The organism is Massilibacillus massiliensis, from assembly GCF_900086705.1.
Lineage (GTDB): Bacteria > Bacillota > Negativicutes > FLKF01 > FLKF01 > Massilibacillus > Massilibacillus massiliensis.
Genome location: NZ_LT575483.1, coordinates 2,639,510 through 2,660,019, shown reverse-complemented (window position 1 = coordinate 2,660,019; position 20,510 = coordinate 2,639,510). Strand labels below are relative to the sequence as shown.

At 40.0% G+C, this 20,510-nt stretch carries 12 protein-coding genes and 2 riboswitches; all 12 genes read right to left on the bottom strand.

Translation table 11 applies throughout. The features are described from left to right. Nucleotides 1-20: 20 nt before the first annotated feature. Nucleotides 21-1,442, bottom strand: coding sequence for a 6-phospho-beta-glucosidase (locus tag BN6559_RS12785; RefSeq protein ID WP_110955079.1), 1,422 nt, complete (start codon nucleotides 1,440-1,442; stop codon nucleotides 21-23). Nucleotides 1,443-1,743: 301 nt separating this feature from the next. Continuing rightward, a complete protein-coding gene (locus BN6559_RS12780; protein WP_199883985.1) occupies nucleotides 1,744-2,694 on the bottom strand; it encodes an MBL fold metallo-hydrolase in 951 nt (316 codons plus the stop codon). Nucleotides 2,695-3,289: 595 nt separating this feature from the next. Beyond that, a complete protein-coding gene (locus BN6559_RS12775; RefSeq protein WP_110955077.1) occupies nucleotides 3,290-4,711 on the bottom strand; it encodes an amino acid permease in 1,422 nt (473 codons plus the stop codon). Between the two features lie 419 nt (nucleotides 4,712-5,130). Next, nucleotides 5,131-5,898 carry an energy transducer TonB gene (locus tag BN6559_RS12770; RefSeq protein WP_110955076.1) on the bottom strand — a complete coding sequence of 256 codons (768 nt, stop codon included), beginning with the start codon at nucleotides 5,896-5,898 and terminating at the stop codon, nucleotides 5,131-5,133. A gap of 62 nt (nucleotides 5,899-5,960) precedes the next feature. Beyond that, the gene (locus BN6559_RS12765; RefSeq protein ID WP_110955075.1) at nucleotides 5,961-6,857 is read right to left on the bottom strand and encodes a C1 family peptidase; all 897 of its coding nucleotides are present in this window, start codon (nucleotides 6,855-6,857) and stop codon (nucleotides 5,961-5,963) included. A 123-nt stretch (nucleotides 6,858-6,980) separates the two neighbouring features. After that, the gene (locus BN6559_RS12760; protein ID WP_110955074.1) at nucleotides 6,981-11,225 is read right to left on the bottom strand and encodes a TonB-dependent receptor domain-containing protein; all 4,245 of its coding nucleotides are present in this window, start codon (nucleotides 11,223-11,225) and stop codon (nucleotides 6,981-6,983) included. A 95-nt stretch (nucleotides 11,226-11,320) separates the two neighbouring features. Continuing rightward, nucleotides 11,321-12,730 carry a hypothetical protein gene (locus BN6559_RS12755; RefSeq protein WP_110955073.1) on the bottom strand — a complete coding sequence of 470 codons (1,410 nt, stop codon included), beginning with the start codon at nucleotides 12,728-12,730 and terminating at the stop codon, nucleotides 11,321-11,323. Between the two features lie 271 nt (nucleotides 12,731-13,001). Further along, a riboswitch (cobalamin riboswitch) is annotated at nucleotides 13,002-13,183 on the bottom strand. A 120-nt stretch (nucleotides 13,184-13,303) separates the two neighbouring features. Then, a riboswitch (cobalamin riboswitch) is annotated at nucleotides 13,304-13,484 on the bottom strand. A gap of 259 nt (nucleotides 13,485-13,743) precedes the next feature. Further along, nucleotides 13,744-15,231 carry an argininosuccinate lyase gene (argH, locus tag BN6559_RS12750; RefSeq protein WP_110955072.1) on the bottom strand — a complete coding sequence of 496 codons (1,488 nt, stop codon included), beginning with the start codon at nucleotides 15,229-15,231 and terminating at the stop codon, nucleotides 13,744-13,746. A gap of 80 nt (nucleotides 15,232-15,311) precedes the next feature. Then, nucleotides 15,312-16,739, bottom strand: a complete 1,428-nt coding sequence (locus tag BN6559_RS12745; RefSeq protein WP_110955071.1) for an aspartate ammonia-lyase — start codon at nucleotides 16,737-16,739, stop codon at nucleotides 15,312-15,314. 15 nt (nucleotides 16,740-16,754) lie between these two features. Beyond that, on the bottom strand, nucleotides 16,755-18,080 hold the full coding sequence (locus BN6559_RS12740) for an anaerobic C4-dicarboxylate transporter family protein (protein ID WP_110955070.1): 1,326 nt from the start codon (nucleotides 18,078-18,080) through the stop codon (nucleotides 16,755-16,757). Nucleotides 18,081-18,565: 485 nt separating this feature from the next. Next, a complete protein-coding gene (locus BN6559_RS12735; protein ID WP_110955069.1) occupies nucleotides 18,566-19,456 on the bottom strand; it encodes a MurR/RpiR family transcriptional regulator in 891 nt (296 codons plus the stop codon). A 120-nt stretch (nucleotides 19,457-19,576) separates the two neighbouring features. Beyond that, nucleotides 19,577-20,482, bottom strand: a complete 906-nt coding sequence (locus BN6559_RS12725) for a phosphatase domain-containing putative toxin (protein WP_199883984.1) — start codon at nucleotides 20,480-20,482, stop codon at nucleotides 19,577-19,579. Between the last annotated feature and the right edge of the window lie 28 nt (nucleotides 20,483-20,510).

The following is a 20,510-nucleotide window of genomic DNA, read 5'->3' as shown; positions in this document are numbered from 1 at the left end:
AAACGTGACAACTATCTTATTTACAATGCTTCACCGTTGCTTGCAATCACTTTTTTATACCAATAGAACGAGTCTTTCCTGCTTCTACTCATATCGCCCTTGCCTTCGTTGTCTTTGTTCACATAGATAAATCCATAGCGTTTTTTCATTTCACCTGTTGATGCACTAATTAAATCAATACACCCCCAAGGTGTATACCCCATCAAGTCGACACCATCCAGATTGACGGCTTTCGCCATTTCTTCGATATGGGAGCGTAGATAATCTATACGATACGAATCATGAATACTGCCGTCCGACTCTACCTGATCCACAGCACCTAAACCATTCTCAACGATGAAAAGTGGTTTTTGATAACGGTCATACAACGTATTTAAAGACATACGCAAGCCAATCGGATCAATCTGCCATCCCCATTCACTTGCTGTAAGATATGGATTGGCAATACCGTGAATCATATTGCCTTTTGCAGCTTCTTTTTTGGCCGGTTCAGCACTCGCAACCGATGACATGTAATAAGAAAAACCTATATAATCGACAGTTCCTTCACGCAATACGGCTTCATCTTCTGGTTCTGCCACAATATGTATGCCTTTTGCCTCAAAATATTTTTTTGCCTTTCTTGAATAACAACCTCTGACTTGCACATCAGAAAAAATATAATGTATATCCATAATTTCCATGGCCTCAATTGAATCTACCGGATTACATGTTTCTGGATATGTATATGGATATAACATCATCATGCCAATTTTAAACTCCGGATTAATTTCATGTCCTAATTTTACAGCTTTTGCACTTGCAATAAATTGATGATGTGCTGCTTGCATACAAACTTTTGGATCTACGTTACCAACTTCCATATGAATACCAGCGGCAATAGAGGGCATAAATGCAATGGCATTAATCTCATTAAAGGTCATCCAATATTTCACTTTATCTTTATATCTTTTAAAAATTGCTTTGCAATAATTTTCAAAGCAACCGACCATTTTTCTATTTTCCCAAGTGCCGTATTTTTCAACTAAACCATATGGCGTTTCGTAGTGAGAAATCGTCACCACTGGCTCAATGCCATATTTCAGGCATTCATCAAATAAGTCATCATAAAATTTTAATCCTGCTTCATTCGGCTCTGCCTCATCGCCTACCGGAAAAATCCGCGTCCAGTTAATACTGGTTCTAAAACATTTAAATCCCATCTCAGCAAACAGTTTCACATCTTCTTTATAATGGTGATAAAAATCAATCGCTTCATGACTCGGATAATACTTTCCTGCTTCCACTCCATGGGTATATTCTCTTTTCACATGAAGCGTTCCACCCGTCATACAATCAGCACTACTTGGTCCTTTACCATTAACATTCCATGCACCTTCACACTGATTGGCCGCCACTGCGCCACCCCATAAAAATCCCTCTGGCATTTTGTAATTCATCATCTTTTACCTCCCAAATAAATAAAATTCATATATGAAATAAAAAAACCTAAATCAAGTGCAAATAGAATTTCTATCCGCATTTGATTTAGGTTTTGCCTGTCACCAGTAACAATCCTAAGTAAAATTTTTTTGTAAATTTAACTAGCACCATTATAGCAACACTCTTTGATTTTGGCAATAGAGAAGCTTACAATATCCTACTTCGCCAAAGTCATCATGCATATTTTAAATGGTTTAATCCTTGACTTTACCAGCCAAAAGGAGATTTTAACCTTTTGCGTACACGGCAAAAACGTGTTCTTTATTTCCACCAAATAGAATTCACATATCGTTTATCTCCAATCACAACACTTTCACCAATTTTCGGGGTAAGTATTTCTATGTGATTCTTTTGTGCAGCCTTCGTTACTCGCTCAATCGGATCCGTCCAGTCATGAAAGGCAAGTGAAAAAGCCGACCAATGTATAGGAATCATAACTTTTCCCTTCAAATCCTGATGGGCCTGCACTGTTTGCTCAGGAGCCATATGAATCGCTGACCATCGTTTATCGTATTGCCCACATTCCATTAAAGTCAAATCAAAAGGACCATACTTTTCGCCGATTTCTTCAAAATGCGGCCCATATCCGCCATCGCCACTAAAATAGACGTTTGCTTGTTCACCAATCATGATCCACGAGCACCACAAGGTTGTATTGCGATCAAACAATCCTCTGCCTGAAAAATGCCTCGTTGGTGCAGCAACCAATTTCAGACTGCCAAATTGCGCTTCATTCCACCAATCATATTCTTTAATACACGCTTTGGGTACACCCCAAAGCTCCAAATGTTTACCCACGCCGAGAGGAACACAAAATTGGCTAACCCTATCTTTTAGTTTGATGATTGTATCGTAATCTAAATGATCATAATGATCGTGCGATATAAGAACCATATCGATCGGCGGCAAATTTTCTATTTCACTCGGCAAAGTTCTGCTATAACGCTTAGTACCGAACAAAGGAACCGGAGAAGGTGCTTGACTAAACATGGGATCTAATAATATTCTTTTCCCTTCTAACTCCAGCAGCACAGTAGAATGTCCAAACCAAGTAGCGATGATCTGCTGTTTACCTTCCAAACTCTCATTGTGCAAAGACTCTACAGGAATAGGGCTGGCAGGTTTTCGATTCGGATTTCCTTTTATAAAATCTTTCAATGCACTAAATAAAGTTTTTGCACTCATCTCCATAGGTGTAGGAATTTGATTCACGAATTTATTCTCCGAGAAATTTGGAGATTGTCTAAATATCTCTATTTGCTCTTTGGACGATTTCTTTCCAAAAGGCGGATAGAATTTCAAAAGCAAAAAAATAAGCACGATACTTCCAATAAGAATATAAACAATGATTTGCATATATAGTTAACCTCAACTTTACGATTTACATAATTAAAAAAACAATTTTCATCACGAACGAAGGAATGTTTATCATCACTTTATCTTCTCCTAGAAGTTTAGTAATACCTCCCAACCAACTATTTTATTCGTCCAAAACGCTGAAAGACTCAGCCCGAAGGCTGAGTCTTAAACTGTAAGCAAATAATATATTTATGTCGATAACTTAGAAAATAACGAAATTCGTTTCACTTATAAACTAGTACGAAGATAGGTTGCCAGTTGGTGAGAAGTGCTCAGATGCTAGGCGCAGTAGGGGGTTGTGAAGGGGTTGTGAAGGAGTCGTACTTCTGTACGTCGACGAACAGCACCTTGCTGTAACGACGCAGATGAGTGCTTATCACCACCGACCCGCTACCTATCTGTCCATAGTTTGTCTATACGCCAAACTCAGCCCAAAGGCTGAGTCTTTTTAATCATGATTAATTTGTGGGCTAAGAGATTTAGTCTCTTCCTCATTCGTTTTATGATATCCTGCCTTATAGTAAATTCCGGTCAGAATTAACATCCACAAAGGTCCAACCACCAGAGAAATCCGATGCCCTTGATCTATCGCCATCGCAAAGATAACAAATCCTAAAAAGAGAAGTGTCATCCAACTAGTGTACGGATAACCCGGCATAGGAAATTTAAGTTCAGCAACTTCTGCCGCACTAAGTTTTTGACGATAGTTATGCTGTGACCAAATAATAATAAACCATACATAAATTCCGATAAACGTAATAACACTCATCAGATAGCTGAATATCTCTTCCGGAATAAAGTAATTAAGAACAACGCTCAATACCATCATGGCAACAGAAGCCAAAATACCACGATGCGGCACAGCCGATTCGCTGAGCTTGACAAAGTATTTTGGTGCCTTTCCTTGCAGTGCCAGACTATGAAGCGTACGTCCAGTCACATAAATACCACTATTACCAGTCGACAAAGATGCTGTAATAACAACAAAATTGATAATCCCAGCCGCTGCCGGAATTCCTAAACGATCAAAAATCAAGACAAACGGACTTCCCATTGTGCCGATCTGTTCCCATGGATAGACAGAAAGGATAACGAGCAACGAACCAACATAAAAAATTAAAACACGATAAAATACCTTATCTATTGCTGCCGGAATTGTTTTCTCAGGATTTTCAGCTTCACCGGCAGTCACACCGATCAATTCCATACCTAAAAAAGCAAACGCTACCATGACTAGAGATGTAATAAAGCCCGATAACCCATTCGGGAAAATCCCTCCATGCAACCAAAGATTAGAAAATCCAATCGCAATACCATCATTGCCGATACCAAATAAAATCATCGCGAAGCCAAAAAATATCATAGCAATAATTGCGAGAACTTTGATCAATGCAAACCAAAACTCAAATTCACCAAACACTTTTACCGAGGCAAGATTTGCTACCGTTAAGAAGACCGTACAGGCCAATGCCGCAATCCACTGCGGCATATCCGGCCACCAAAACTGCACATAAATGCCGGTGGCAGTTGTCTCCAACATACAAACCAAAGCCCAAAAAAGCCAATAGGACCAACCGGTAAGATAGCCCGCCAGAGGGCCAATAAACTGATAAGCATAAGCAGTAAAAGAACCGGAAATCGGCTGCTCTACTGTAAGTTCACCGAGCGCACGAAGAATGAAATAGATAAAGATTCCACCCAGTCCGTAGGCTAAAACAATCGATGGCCCAGCCGCTTTTATGGCTGAAGCTGAACCGAGAAAAAGTCCGACGCCGATAGCGCCGCCAATTCCGATGAGTTGTACATGCCGCTCTTTTAAGCCGCGATGCAATCCCTCATGCAGAATATCAGAGTCTTGCTGTTCTTTCATGAAATAACCTCTTTTTCTAAATTCTTTTAAACAAACGACCTTGCGACAAAGAGGTTATGCGGGGCAATTGAAAAAACTATGGATATACTATGATAACAAGTTTATGATAACTCAAAAATCGTATCATCCATTTGTACTTTCAGGGGAATCATAAATCCTTTATCGCAACATGACTTCTATTTTACGACATTTTTCTTGATTCGTAAATGTTAAGGACTTATCCAGGTTAAAAAAGTACAAACGTTTTTACAAAGAACAAAAGAATTGTTATCCAAGACTAAAATCAGATAAAAAAAAGACTATTTTGTTACGTGTGAAAACTACAAGATTTCGTTTCATCTTTACTTATAAAAATATAACTTCTGCCAAGTTCTCGAACAATTTGGCAGAAGTTATATTTTTAAAGAATTTTATCGCTTTCATGTCTTTAGTCGAAATATCATTGGCACTGTAATGTAAGATACTATCGCCTGACCAGATTCACGTTCCTTTGCTGGATTGAAACTCCATTGCTCTACCGCCTCTATGGCTGCATCATCTAATAAACGCCAGCCACTGGACTGATAAATGACAACATTTCCAGTACTGCCATTTTCCAATACTTGAACTTGGAGTACTACCGTTCCTTCTTGACCTGCTTGTTTTGCTTGATCCGGATAGGTAGGTTCAACATGCGATTGAATGCTTGGCAAATTAATACCGCCGCCACCATTACCCGATCTGCCACTTCCAGTTCCACTACTTCCTTTCCCTGCTCCTAGACCAGAACCGGCACCGTTTCCTGTACCATTACCGGATCCCGTATCCGCTGTGCCTCCGCCTTTGGAAGCAAAAGCGGCGCTTACACCTATTGATTGTGCACTAGGTTCAGTTGCCAGTACTGACAAACTATGCGTGTCAGTCACGACCGACGGCGTCTGCACTTTCTCTGTTATCAAAGTGCTAGCATGAGATACAGTAGCAGACATATCCGAAACTTTATTGCTACCAGCATCACCAACAACAGAATTCCCCATCACTGTACCGTCTCTACTTATCTCACCAATCAATTCCACCTCAATATACCGTTCCGGAACTTCATCCATTGTGATCGTCTTGGCAATCAGTAACCCAATGACTGACAAAAAGCATGCATGCATTAGCAGTGAAATGATAGCTGCTTTACGCCAACGCGTTGCTTCCTCCATTTGATTGTTTCACTTTCCTTTCTATGTAATAGCAACTAAAGTTTTGCCTGCCCTCGTATCCTTCAAATTCCAAACTGCCCAGTTTCTACCCATTCCATATTCAAAAGCGACCAAAAGTCTGTCGCCAGTTTATCGAGTACATATTCATAGGGCAGCCAACCATATCCAGCGTCGCCCCAGTTACTACCCCAACAATTGCGGATTAGAAGTGCACCGATTGTTTGCTTGTTATATTGGGTATTTTTGATTTTGATTGCATCATCATAGCCAACAGCGGTCACGGCATGCCCCCACTGTGCCTGTTCATCTACCCCAGGATAGGGAATTCCGCCAGCAACATCCGACTGCATAAACGAAGAAAATCCATAGAAACCAAACATGGCAGGAATACCAGCAGTAAGATACTTTTTCACACTGAAAAGTACATCAGTAGGCGATTTATTCGCACTTGCTGCATTGTGGCAAAAATATTGTAGAGCCTCATAGTTATCGGCTACCGCATAAACAAAAGAAGTCGGCTCTTTATCAAAGTCCGGAACCTTCTCAGTATAGGGCCAATATTTTTCTGGTGGCACCCCACACAATGCCAAGGCGCCCATTGTATCTCGGATATAAGCGCCTTTGTCACCAGTCACGCCTTGTAAATTACGTGCATTTTTATAAATAAACAACCGGGAAGCGGCAATATTCCGGGAAAAGGACCGATTTTCAAAATACTCAATGATTCCTGCCGCCGCATGTGCAGTACAAGCCCCCAGTTTTCCTTGCGTTTGAACTGGCGTACACCATTGCCGTAAATCTATCTTATTCGGTAACGAAACGTCATTGGCTATGCCCAATTTCTGTACAGTTTCTTCCAGATTAGGATGATACTCATTATAGTCGCGTAAATCAGGCAATGGCGGGCACCAGCCGGTACCCACCTTTCGCTTGTCTTGCAATATTACGTACTGCTTCATCAAAACACCCCCTCAATTCAAAAATTTACAATATTTTATGTTATTAATATCTACAACTAGGCCTAGATAAAATAATTTCAAGGCCTAGTTGTGGTCATAGCTGCAGCGTTGTGAAGTTTCTGTTTAAAAGAAATACTGTACCGTCATATAGTACGTCCGACCTTGCTGCGGATAAGCAACATTACCGATACCGTCCATAGATCCGTATCCGGTTCTACGCCACAACTGGTTCGGACCTTTGTTGAACAGGTCGTTGACGCCAGCAGTCAATTTAACTGTAGTATTGAAATCATATTTCAGACCAATATTGGTCAACCCAAGCGAGTCATAAAGTGCAGATGACTCACCCAAGAAGACACCGGTTTTACCTAGATAATGATATTCACCAAAGACGGTAAGCTTATCACCTGGAAAACGGTAGCTTAAACGGGTATTGGTTTCCCACTCCGGTACCCAAGGAAACGGATTTCCCGCTTGGGATTCGGCTTTCGTAACCATATTGAACATACCGCTTTTAGTTATTAACGAATCATTCCAAGTGATGGATTGTAACAGGCTCCACCGCCGCCAGTTCAATTTGCCCTCCAGTTCCACTCCCTGAATTTTACCGGCAGCTAGGTTAGAATAATACCCATAACCATACGGATTGATCGCGTAAGTACTTAGATTTTTAACCTCTCGGTTAAAATAGGTCAGTGTCACATCGGTGTCTGCCTTGAAAGCTTTCCCCTGCCAATTGGCGCTGACATCCCAGCTATTGCCATGCTCTACATAAGAATTCAGGAGAAAATCAGAGTAACTGCTGCGATACATCTCCCAGCGGGACAACACATTGACTCCGTCACCAAAAAGCTCATAAAAATTCGGGAATTTGAAGTAGGTCCCATAGGTACCACGAAAAGTCCAGTGGTCATTCTGTACTTTTTTAAGACCCAATCCATAAGAATAGAGCCATTGCCCGATATCGGGATCACCCAAATCAACATTCATCGTCATCTTTTGAGCACGCAACACCGGAGTAAAAGAAAAATTACCACTGCGATTCATCCTCATAGTATCCTGCACCTGGAAGAAGTAATTATCGGTACTATAATCGGTTTTGAAAAATTGCTTATAAGAATCAATCACACCAGTAACGCTCTTGACATTTTGCGGCCAGGCATCAAAATTGTTGGTATCGACATTCATAGTCTCTCTAGAATAGTCAAATAAGAATTCCACCAGATGATTTTTCCCTATTTTCCAGCTACCATCAATCGCACCCTCATAACGCCGATTATGAAACTCGTTATCGGCAATCGCAGTAATTCCTGAACTAGACGCCTTAAACTGAGCAGCCGTTGATTCTTTATTCTGGTAAGAGGTATCTAGCTTCCATCCCCATTCCAGATTACCAGTTGTCTGCCGTCGCCCTAGCAGCAACTCTGTTTTGGTTGTCTCCAAATATCTATTATTTAGCTTCATAACGGACTCTGCTACTCTATCCCCATAATGCTGACGTATAGTGTCAAGGGACGCATCGGCCCAGTCCTGAGAGGCAGAGTCTGGCAGCCCCGTCCCATTGTTTTTGTAGGTCAGTTTAGCAAACCAGTGATCATCCTGCCATTTTAACAAAGCGTCCGTGTTATGATAGTCATTATTTCGTCGCCAGCGAGGTTCGGCACTATCATGCACATTTCCCCACGGATGATACTTATCATAATGGAAATCTCCTTTAGACTGGTCACGGTTCAAGGCAAACAACAAACTTCCCTCACCAAGCGGTGCAGTCAATTCTAAATTTCCAGCATAACCGTTAAAGGAACGCATCCCTGTGGAAATACTTCCTTTAGTTTCCTGCGGTTTTTTGGTCACAATATTGATCGCACCACCCAAAGGCGAGCCAGCAAACCGTGCTGGTACATACCCACGATAGACTTCAATATGATCAACATTTTCAATCGGGATGGTGGAAAGATCTACTGCTGCATCAGCGGTAGAGTTGACCAGTACACCGTCAATGTAGATATTGACCTGGCCACCGCTTGATCCACGAACTCTGGCGACCGTGTGGTGTCCAGTACCGCTTAGTCTTTGCACATAAACACCCGATACCGTCTGCAAAAGGTCTGGCAGGTTCTTCATTTCACCTTTGTACTCTGGCACGTGGATAACTGAAACAGTTCCCGGAGAAAGATTTTTCTCCCAATCGGGACGTTTCCCTTCAACAACCAACGGTGTTAGGGTAAAGATACCGGATTCACTGTCAAAGGTAACAATCGGTGCCGTCTCTGGAGCAAATGCATTCGTAATGACCGTTGTAGTATCTGTCTGACTGGCAGCTTCTACCTGAGTAGCTTGATCAGTCTTAGACTGATCTTCTTGGTTAACCTGTATTTTATTATCTGGCTGTTCAAAAGTTTGAGCAGTTGGCGTTATCAGCTTCTCATCGTCAACTGTTTTGCTCACTCCACTAACCGATTGATCATCTTGGATCGTCTTATCGGCTTGTGGCGGCTTTGCTGTCTGCGGTGAGACACCCCCGCCAAAACGCCAGGACATGCCGGCGTTGACTTGCCAATCGGTATTGACTTTGCCGCCAACGGTTTTCGTCAATTCGACAAAAGTATTCCTATCTTTGCCGGTCTGCAGATTGGTTCCTACGGCAAATTCATACCAGGTATCATGGCCTGCCAGATTGTCCATTGCCATGCTGGATGCCACCACATTCTTTTGATAGTATGAACTATAATTCATAGCATCAGCACTCGCACTGCCGCCATCTTTAAAATCGTGATTGACTGCGGCACGAGCGTACACAGTGCCTTGCCTATCGCCGCTGCCAAAATTTCGTCCAGCACTGATCCCTAGGCGCCCGATGAGCATTTCCATTTTATCTTGGTTATACCGCATATTATTAGCCTGGATAAAACTATACGCTTTCATCGTGCCATAGGAAATACCGACCTGTGGTTGTATATACCACCCACGAGGCAAGTCCTTTTGATACCCATAGCGAAAGCCAGCACCATACGCCCATGTGCTATAATCATTGTCATACAAAACATCATCTGCATCATAATATTTGTATTTATTATTCAGTTTTGAACCACGGACGGTCAAATCAAGGTAATGTCCCTTATCGCCAAGCCAACTCGTATACAGACCAATGCCCTTACTCTTTAAATCGCCTATAGAACTGCTATAAAGTGCTTCATCTAGCCCACTTTTCATGGTATGTTGACGAAAATCGACATCTGAGTTTAATAAACTCAGAAAGAGTCCCGTATACAGTTTACCGCCAAACAACTTTCCTTCCCGCGCTTTATCATAACCGACCTGAATACCGTTGTAGCTTTGCCCAAAGTCAGAGCCATATGCACCGTCAAAACTATACTTTCCACGCCAAACCTGCGCCCAAGGACCATCTGCCCCTTCATTTTGCCCCTGTGAATTCGCGAAACGCAGCTCTTCACCCCGTTTCCAGAACAAGCCGTCCTCCATTCGCCATAGATTGCGCATTGACAACTGGGCATTGGCCGCGCTGAGTACCCCCTGAGAAATAAGATCGGTGCGTGTTGCCGTCCAGTCTACTTTATAAGATTTGGAGATTGCACCAGTATAAGGATCTGTAGAAGTCTCTGATGTTAATTCCGGCACAAATAGATACTTGTGTAGCGAATCATCAATATAATAGCTTTGTCCTACAAAATTAAGCTTATTAGCTACATTCGAATCTAAATTCAACAGAGAAATAATATTACTAGTGCTTCCCGACAAATAATTCGCCTTACTGGCTTCCCAGTCGGTTCCGCCGAAGTTTTTACAATACCGAATCTGTACCTTAACCATAGCGGAATCTTCGCCAGCGGTAAGTTGAGGATTATCAAAAGCAAAATCATCCGAATAATCATCGTTTACATTCATACGCAAAATTGCCCCGTTATGTAGAATAGCATTATAAGCTATAAAACCTCGATCACTTCTAGTGATATTACTGTTCCAACTGTTAGCCGGATAGTTTTCCCCATATTTATAAGACATATCCACTAAGGCGTCTTTATATAATTCAAAAGTCCCGTTTTGCAATCTAAGTGACGTTGCATCCATAGGGCGCCAAATCCCGCCGCCTAGAACAACGATATTGCCATTGTACCGAACATTAATTATCCCAGACTGTTCCTTGTTGCCAGACCAAGTCGTCACTGTCTCCCCTGCCCCAATTGCAAAGGACGTATTTTTCATATTCTTTTTCAAAGCTGGTGTTGCATCGTTTAGAATTTCTGACGCATATGCTGGCGTTATATGAATCAAGGCCAACGCTACCAATGCCACCAGCAGTACACGCCTTTTTTTTACCTCACTAATCAGATTCTTTCGTTTTCGCAAAATTCTATCTCCTTACTTCGTTCAATTCAAAAAAGTGGAAGGAAAATACTTTCCCTTCCACAGAGAATTATCATTACGAAATATTCTGTCGTGTCCTATTTTTGATTCTTGCGCATCAATTCAAACAGTCTTTTCCGTTCGATCAGTGCCTGTTCGGAATTGGAAACAAAAGCTGGAGCCGCATAGCCTTTTAAAACCTGCGTTGGCGGTGCAACTTCACCACCATAAAGAGTTATCGAATTGAGAGAAGGAGAATTACTTGCTCCCAGGCTACTGAGCATCGTAATCGTGGCAGCGCTACCAACGATTCCATTACTATCATAAATTGCCAAATCGTTGCCACGTGTAAACCAAGTTGACTCCGTGCTTTCCGAATACATCAACGTCCATAGATAGCCCGCTAAAATATTTTTGTGATCTACAACCTTTGCAATTTTAGTTGTCACTAGGCTGCTTACTAGGGAGATGTTGCTAGTAGAAGCAAGCGTATCCATATCAGTTGCATACAAGCGCCAGCTCATGGTGTAAGTAGCGTCATACGCACCAGTTAAAATGAATGCCTGACTACCATCATTGTTAAAGGTGAGCGCGCGAAAATCAAAGCAATCATTTGGTTTGGTTGAAGCTTCAGCAGTTGTAGCTGCTCTAAGTACATCAGTTACGGTCAAATCACTGATCGCAATTTTTTGGAGGCGAGATGTCGGATTCCAGGTAATCGGTGTAGTATAATGCTGCATACCACCGACAGCAATCAGATACAAATAATCCCCATAAGCTTGAATACTAAAAGCATTTTCAGCCGGCCAGACTTCTGACCCCGGTGCCGTTGCAGAGCCATGCGGTCCCTTGTAGATTGGCGAGTCCAGAGATGTACTTAAGCGAACCAAAGTACTCTTCACATAGGAAGCATTGCTTCCCGTTAGATTGGTACCACTAATAAACAGAGCAAATACAGAATCTCCGATGACTTGCAAGTCGACGCCATAGGATTCTTGCCCTGTTGGCGGAGTAAAGGTGAAACTATGCGCAGTATCAAGGGTATAGGTGTCCTCACTGCTACTAATGCGGAAAACAGTCTTATTATCATAGTCGATGCCATAGATATAGCATACGCCGCCTATCGTTTTGGTTACAAATTTATAGGGATTGGTGATCGCGGTACTGCCAATCGACCAGGTCTGCGGTCCATATACGGGACTGCCCCAGGTATAGGGTGAAGTATTGTCGGCATTCGCCTGATAAATGAGAAAATGGGTGTTCGCCACACCACCTGACCATGCAAGAGAAGCCACGAGCACCCGATCGGCACCGGCGCTGTTTTTGAAATAGAACGGTTTAGGATCGCCAGCAATCTTTTTAGTTATTCCAGAATCCACATAAGTTTTGACTACACCGGCATGTGCCGCAATACTTGAACCATTATAGGTAGCCGTTCCGATATCACCTACACCTACATAATCTGGTGCCGGATAAGCATACGTACCATAAGCAACCTTAGTAGACATAAACATTCACACTCCCATTTTTTATTTTTAAAACTCGGCACTCAACAGCCTTTGGGCCACTGAGGTCTTTTTAGTGCCTGACACGAAAATACCTCACCTCCTTAAAAAGTTTTTATTGCACACTGCTCCCACCTAATTTTTTATTTGTCTTATTTAAATAAAATAAGACAAATAAAAAAACTCCCTTATCGGGAGTAAGCATTACTTCAACCTGACAAATAAATGTTATCTGCCAGTTGTCGTAATCTCCTCCCTGTCACTCGCAGGTCAAGTGGTGATTGTCAGATAGGCAGTTCTCCTGGCTCTGGATCTTCACTCTGCCAAACCTTCCCAGGATTTACACCCCAGTGGTATTTCTTGGCATTGCTCCCCATTACAGTGGCGGGACCGCGCCGGCTTTCAACCGGTCTTCCCTATTAAGCTCTCACGAGCACCTATCCCAATATACAATTATCATATGTTTCGTGCTTTTATCCTTTGCTTTACTTTACTATAGTAAAAAAAATCCCTCTGCGATTAAATATCCAGAGAGAGACTGATACTCCATAATCCCCTCCCCATCTCTCGCAGGTCACCGGTGATGTTATACAGGCAGTTCTCCTGACTCTGGTTCATCGCGCCGCCAAACCTTCCCAGGCATATATCCCAGTGGTATCTCTTAGCATTGCTCCCCATTACAGTGGCGGGACCGTGTCGGCTTTTAACCGATCTTCCCTATTAAGCCCCGAAAGGCACCTGTACCGAAATAGCTTTATTTAAATTTTCTTTGTTTTCCTTTTATCCCTTTATTTGCCTACATACTATCACAGAAAAATTTCCTTGTCCAGTAATTTCGTTTTACATATTCCGACGTTTTTCAACCTATCAATCTATAATTTGCAATTGGTTTTATGTTGTTATTTTCGTAATATATTAAAGTAATTCATTATATAGGTTTACTTATTCACATATGAAAAAAACAGATACGATTTCAAGTATATACTCCTAATCGTATCTGTTTATATTTAAAAGAATTATTCTACACTGAGAATTTTATTTTCTTCTATTTCTATTTTTTGATAAGCCTTTTCTACTTGTTTAATCTGAGCATCTAACCATTTCTTATCCTCTGCTAAACACGACTGCGCTTCATCCAGCATTTTTTCAACAGAAGTTTTGCTCGGACTGCCCAAACTCGTTTTAGATTGAATATTTTTAGAAGGTTCTAAAACACTTTCAATCTCTTCTGAACTTAACACAAGTGCATTTCCTAAAATTTCTTTTGAGTATTTTTCAAGAAGCATGCTATCCATTCCACTTACAGAGGCTCCCTGCTCTATTACTTCTGCAACCATGCCTCCCACAATATCGTGCGCTTCAACAAAAGATATATCAAACTTTCCAACCAGATAATCAGCAAGCGCCGTAACTGTTGAAAAATTTTCTTGTGTCTTTTTATAAGCAATTTCTTTCTTCAATTGTGAATGTTGTATCGTTTCCTTTAACAACCCTAAACTATGCATAACTTCTTTGTGCGCATTCCAATAGTCACCGTGCGTTTCAAATAAATCCATACATAATGAAAATGGCGTATTTTTCAAAACACAGAAACTCGATACTAGGGATCCTACCATATGAGAAGCTTTTGCCCGTACGTATTCCAGCGAAACAGGATTTTTCTTTTGCGGCATGATACTGCTGCAAACTGTAAGTGAGCCATCAATATCCAATAAATCAAATTCATTTGTAGCCCACAAGTAATGATCCTGTGCGATTCTACTAACATTCGTCATCATAATCGCCAATGCTGATTCTATTTCCAATAAATAATCTCTTGATCCAACGCAGTCTAATGCATTTGTTAAGACCTGATCAAAACCAAGTAAATCACTTAATCTTTGACGATCAATCGGAAAGCCTGTCCCCGCAAGAGCTGCAGCCCCATAAGGAGATAAATTCGTTCTTTCATAACCATTTTTCACTCTCATAAAATCACGATTTAGCACCTGAAAAACTGCCATATAATAAAAGGCAAGTGTAATCGGTTGTGCCGGCTGCGTATGTGTATATCCCGTTAATATAGTTTCTATATTTTCCGAGGCTTTTTTTAAAATCACGGTTTTCAACGCAATGATCTGCTTTAAAATATCCCAAACCGATTTTCTTATTTCCATTCGCCAAAGCGTTGCATAAATATCGTTTCGACTTCTCCCTGCATGAAGTTTCCCTGCAACTTTAATCCCTATTTCCTTCACAAGCGCCTGCTCAACATTGAAATAAAGTTCTTCATATTTTCCATCCAGATCCTCTGGCTTTAAGTTTTTGTGAACTTTTGTTAAACCTTGAAGAATTAACTTGCCTTGCTTTGCATCCAATATTTTTTCTTTTACTAGCATAATGGCATATGCCTTGTTCAATAAAATCATTTCATGAAAACCAATTTTATACTCTTGGACAATTCCAGGATAGATTACTTCATCTTTGAAATAATCCAATAATTCCGTTTTGATTCTATCTCGCATAATGAAAATCTCCTTATCCTAAAGTTAAGTTGCTTTATGTCAAATTTACGACTTCTCCAACCTTTGCATACTACTTTTTATCATTTAGTAACTTTTATTTTTTCTTTATACTTTTCTACTATTTCACTGCACTTTACCTGATCTGTTAAAAGCATTGGATCTAGTACAATCTCTGCTTCTTCTGGAGAGAGGATCTGATTTCTAATTGCAGTTTCTTTGATAGATTCATTGTTCTGGTAGGCTTCTTTCACTATAGCAGTCCCTTTTTCATATCCATAAATAGCTGCAAGAATCGTTGCATTTGCTAAAGACCGCTCCGCATAAGAGCGGCAATTTTTTTCATTTGCAGTGATTCCCTTTACACATTTATTCGTAAATAAATGTAAACCATTTGTTAGAAGAATAAATGATTCTTGTATACATTTACGAAGCGGAGCATCCCAAACGTTAAGATCCAATTCTCCAGCTTCAACTGACATCGTAACTGCCAAGTCATTTCCGCAGACTTGATAACAAATATGAATCATCATTTCAGGAATCACAGGATTAATTTTCCCCGGCATAATGGATGATCCCGGCTGTAAAGAAGGAAGGTTAATCTCACTCAATCCTGCCCGTGGGCCAGATGACATTAATCTGAAATCACGCGACATTTTGCTGATACTGGTCGCCACACTTTTTAATGTAGCTGAAACCATAAGAAATCCATCGTCATTCTGATAGCCATCAATAATATTCTCACGACATTTCACAGGAATTCCAGTTACTTTTTCCAGATGCCGATATACTGCTTCTAAATATCCTGGAAACGTACCAATACAAGTCCCCACTGCGCTGCCGCCAAACGAAAGATGCGTACAGGTATTTTGTGCTTTCTTACAAAGATCAATTTGCCGATGAATTAAACTATAGTATCCAGAAAACTCTTGTCCTAATGTGATTGGAACAGCATCTTGAAGACAAGTCCGCGCAATTTTGACAACATCGGCAAATGCTTTTTTCTTTTCATCTAAAACTGTTAATAATTGTTCTAATTCTTTGATAAGATCTTCAAAATAATAATAGCAGCTAATCTCAATGGCAGCTGGAATCACATCATTTGTTGATTGTCCCATATTCACGTGTGTATTTGGATGAACTTTTTCATATCCTTTATGGCCTGTAAGAATTTCATTGGCTCGATTCGCAATAACTTCATTGACATTCATATTCACCGAAGTTCCCCCGCTAAAAACATCCACTGGGAACATCCCCTGGAGTTTCCCTTGAATTACTTCTTCTGCAGCCTGGCAAATTGCATCCGCAAGCTCTGCCGGCAATGCACCAATTTCTTTATTTGCTCTTGCTGCCGCAATTTTTAAATATGCAATCGACCTCAAATAAACTGGATATGATTCATAGGTCGTATTTGATACAGCAAAGTTGTTTCTGGCACGTTCCGTTTGAATCCCATAATACAGTTCATCTTCAATTTCCATTTCCCCAATACAATCATGTTCTAATCTCATTAAAATCACCCTTCTCTAAAAAATTGATTTTGCTATTAATAAACCAATACTAATGCTAAGCACCGTGGTAATTAAACCAGGTATCATGTAACTATGATTAAAAATGTACTTTCCAATACTTGTCGTTTTTGTTCTGTCAAAGGCTATTCCAGCAATCAATGTTGCATAACTAGGGATGAAGAAATATCCATTCACTGCCGGAAACATCCCTATGAGAAGTGGTGCTGGTATTCCTAAAGCAAGACCAAGTGGCATCAAAGCTCTTACTGTTGCAGCCTGGCTCAAAATTAAAACTGAAACTGCAAACAGTGCAACTGCGAAAACCCACGGCGCTGTTTGTACAACTCCCTGCACACCACTTTTTATAAAATCAAGGTTATTTGCTACCAGTGTATCTCCAGCCCATGCTAAACCAAAGATACAAAATACGCCCATCATTCCTGACTTAAATACAGACATTTCAATAATTCTATCTGTTTTGATCCGACAAACTACAACCATAAGTGCTGCCATCACCATCATGACGATTTCAATCGTATTCGTCATTGAGAATGGCACCATTTTCCCGCCTTCTTCAAAAGCGGGACGTAATGCTGGAAACATGCCAAAAAGAACGACCAATATCGCCGAAATTAAAAAAATGCCAACAGATAATTTCGCTCCGGTATCAAATTGTTTCACCTCAACTTCGCCTGCTTTTTCTTCAATAGGAGTTGCTTCACCTTTTTTCACCCGTGCCAAATATTCTTCATCCTGATCTAAATCTTTTCCCATACGACTCGCATAGAGCGCACCACCTAAAACCCCTAATAAAGTAGATGGAATACAGATCATGAGGATGTCTACAAGCGTAATATCATAAGGAGATAGAAGACCTACCATAGCAACTGTAGCTGCAGAAATTGGACACGCTGTAATCGCCTGCTGCGATGCAATTACGGATATTGATAAAGGCCTTTCTGGACGAACACCAGCTTGCCTTGAAACTTCTGCAATAACGGGAATAATGCTAAACACCACATTTCCTGTTCCAGCCATCAGCGTAAATAGATAACTAACCATCGGTGCAATAAAACTTATGTTTTTAGGATTTTTTCTTAACAATTTTTCCGCAAGTGAAATCAAATAATCCATCCCACCTGCTGCCTGCAGGGAAGCCGTCATTACAACAACGGCAATGATAATTAGCATTACATCAATCGGAGGGAGAGCGGGTTTCAATTGAAAAACAAATACTAGAATAGCCAAGCTTGCGCCTCCAGCCATTCCTAAAAATATTCCACCATACCGTACAGCAAAAAACAGCATTCCGATAACAACAGCCAACTCAATCCAAAACATATGAATCCTCCCTTTCTAAAATCCTAAGCAATCGCAAAAGAATATTTTACTTCAGCAACTATAATATGAATGAAACACTTCTTCTAAACGAAAAAAATAATTTACTATTTGAAGATAGTAAATTTTTCATTTAATTTTTGATGAATAAAATCCTTCATTTTACATAGACACTTCTCCTTTTCAATCAAATAATACTCCAACATGGAACTGATTTGATCTCCTCTTTTTTAATTTTCAGTTTATTCTAAATATACCTTCACTTTTTAATTTTGTCAATAAAATTTATAATATAATTATTTTTATTTATCCGATGACATAACCCGCTCTAATATTTTCATCTGAATGAAGTCTCGTTTATATATTTTCTGAATCAAAAAAGGTCATTTTGATGCCAACAATCCACGCATCAAAATGACCAAGACAAAATCAATCTATTAATTATGTAAAGTTATTTTTTATTATAAAAACTTATTCTCAAGCTTCATTTACTTCGTCTCTATCGTTGGAAAAATGTGTTTAGACAATGGGGCCCAATGTAAAAATATATTATTTTCCTTCGCATACTGCTCAAATTGCTCTAAATAAGCATACGTTTTTTCTTGTTCTTTATATGCCGTCCCCATACAAATTGCATTGATTAAACACATAGCAGCAGCATAACAATCGATAAAGGAATTTTTTTGTGGTATCGTGACTAAATGATCTGCAAAACTAATTGCCGGTGAAACAACACTATCTGTAATCACAATCATCGGGATACCTCTTTTTTTAAAAATTTCCATTGCAGAAATCGTTTTTTTCGGATATCTCGTAAAACAAAAAATTAAAGCTACCGTATTATTGTCAACTGAGTTAAAAAAGCTGTCTGCATATTCATCAACATCACAAAATTTAAATACATTTGGCCGAATTTTATTAAAACTATAACTCGCATACTCCGCCAAACAACTCGTTCCCTGTAAACCAAGGACAATCATTTTTTCTTTTTGGTTCAATAAACGAATCAACAGATCAAATTTTTTCTTGTCCAAATCTTTCAAGACCTTATTGATTATGTTCACTTCTTTTACAAATACTTTTTGATATATTGTACCTTCATCAGAAACTTCCGGTACTGCAAATCTGTCCAATGTAGAAATTTCTTTTTGAATAAATTCCTGTAATGAATCTTGGAAAGTAGAATATCCAGAATACCCCAAAGACATCGCCAATCTGATCACTGTAGACTCACTTACGCCTGCGGCTCTCGCCACTTCTGCAGAACTCATAAAAGATACTTCTTTATAATTATTTAGGATATAATTTGCCAAATGCATTTGTTTTGGTGATAAAACAATCGCACCCTCTTTGATTCTTTTTAAGACATTATTTTTCATCTGAAACTCCTAAGACTTTATTCATATCTTTCATAATAAATAGATACAATATATACCTAATATTCTGATTTTATTACAATATAGTCCAGCAGTCAAATGCTATTGCTGTCAGACTTTTTTTCATGTATTCATCTTTTTCACCCAGTTTGACCATGAAGTCGCATATGCATCATGATTTTGCAGGCAATACTGATAAAAATTTTCAATAAATTTCTCACGTTCTTCATCATACTGAATTCGCCAATCTTTTTTATGCAGTGAAAACAAATTGATTCCGCCAGCCTCATACTGACGCGCAACAATCGATTCTAAGGATTCTTCCTTAGCATGCAGCATCATATCATACATCGTCAAAAAGGTCGTCGTCCGACCATGGCCTGCTTCACAATGAAAATGCAACCAAGTGCTTGGAGGAAGAGTCCGAATGAACTCTATAAACGCATCAACATCCATATCGGAAGGACGTCGGTGATCTGTAATTGCCAACCGAACATAACCAAAACCCATCTGTTCTGCCAATGTTTCTTCTGTATAGACATCGTTAACACTGACCACTTCCGCTTTTTTCGATGCCGTCTCTATTTTTTTCTCTTTTTTTACATCAGCAGACATCTGGATCTCACCACGTTTTTTTGTATCCGCTAACCGTAGCTGCTCGTCCTTTTGTACTTCCTCAACAGGTTTTCCGAGATTCGCCCAATTGCGATCTTTATACCAACTAACCGGTATCCCATTTACAAAACCATGTGATTCTTGCCGAAGATCTACCAAAATCACATGTTCCCGCGGCAAAAAGCCTTTCATGTAAGCTAAACTTTCTGCCGAATATTGTGCACTTCCAGAAGCTTTTAGATTTTCTAACATTCGAAAACTTTTAGGCAGATGAGATTTATTTTCAGCATCTTTTCGAATGACCATATCGCCCTGCGCTAGTGTATTTTCTCGCTGTCCAACTACATAGCCAATACAAAGAATCGTTACGAACAAAATTAAACCCATAACCCAATACTTTCTATAGTGAACCATACGAATCGCCTCCATCTACACTAAAGTA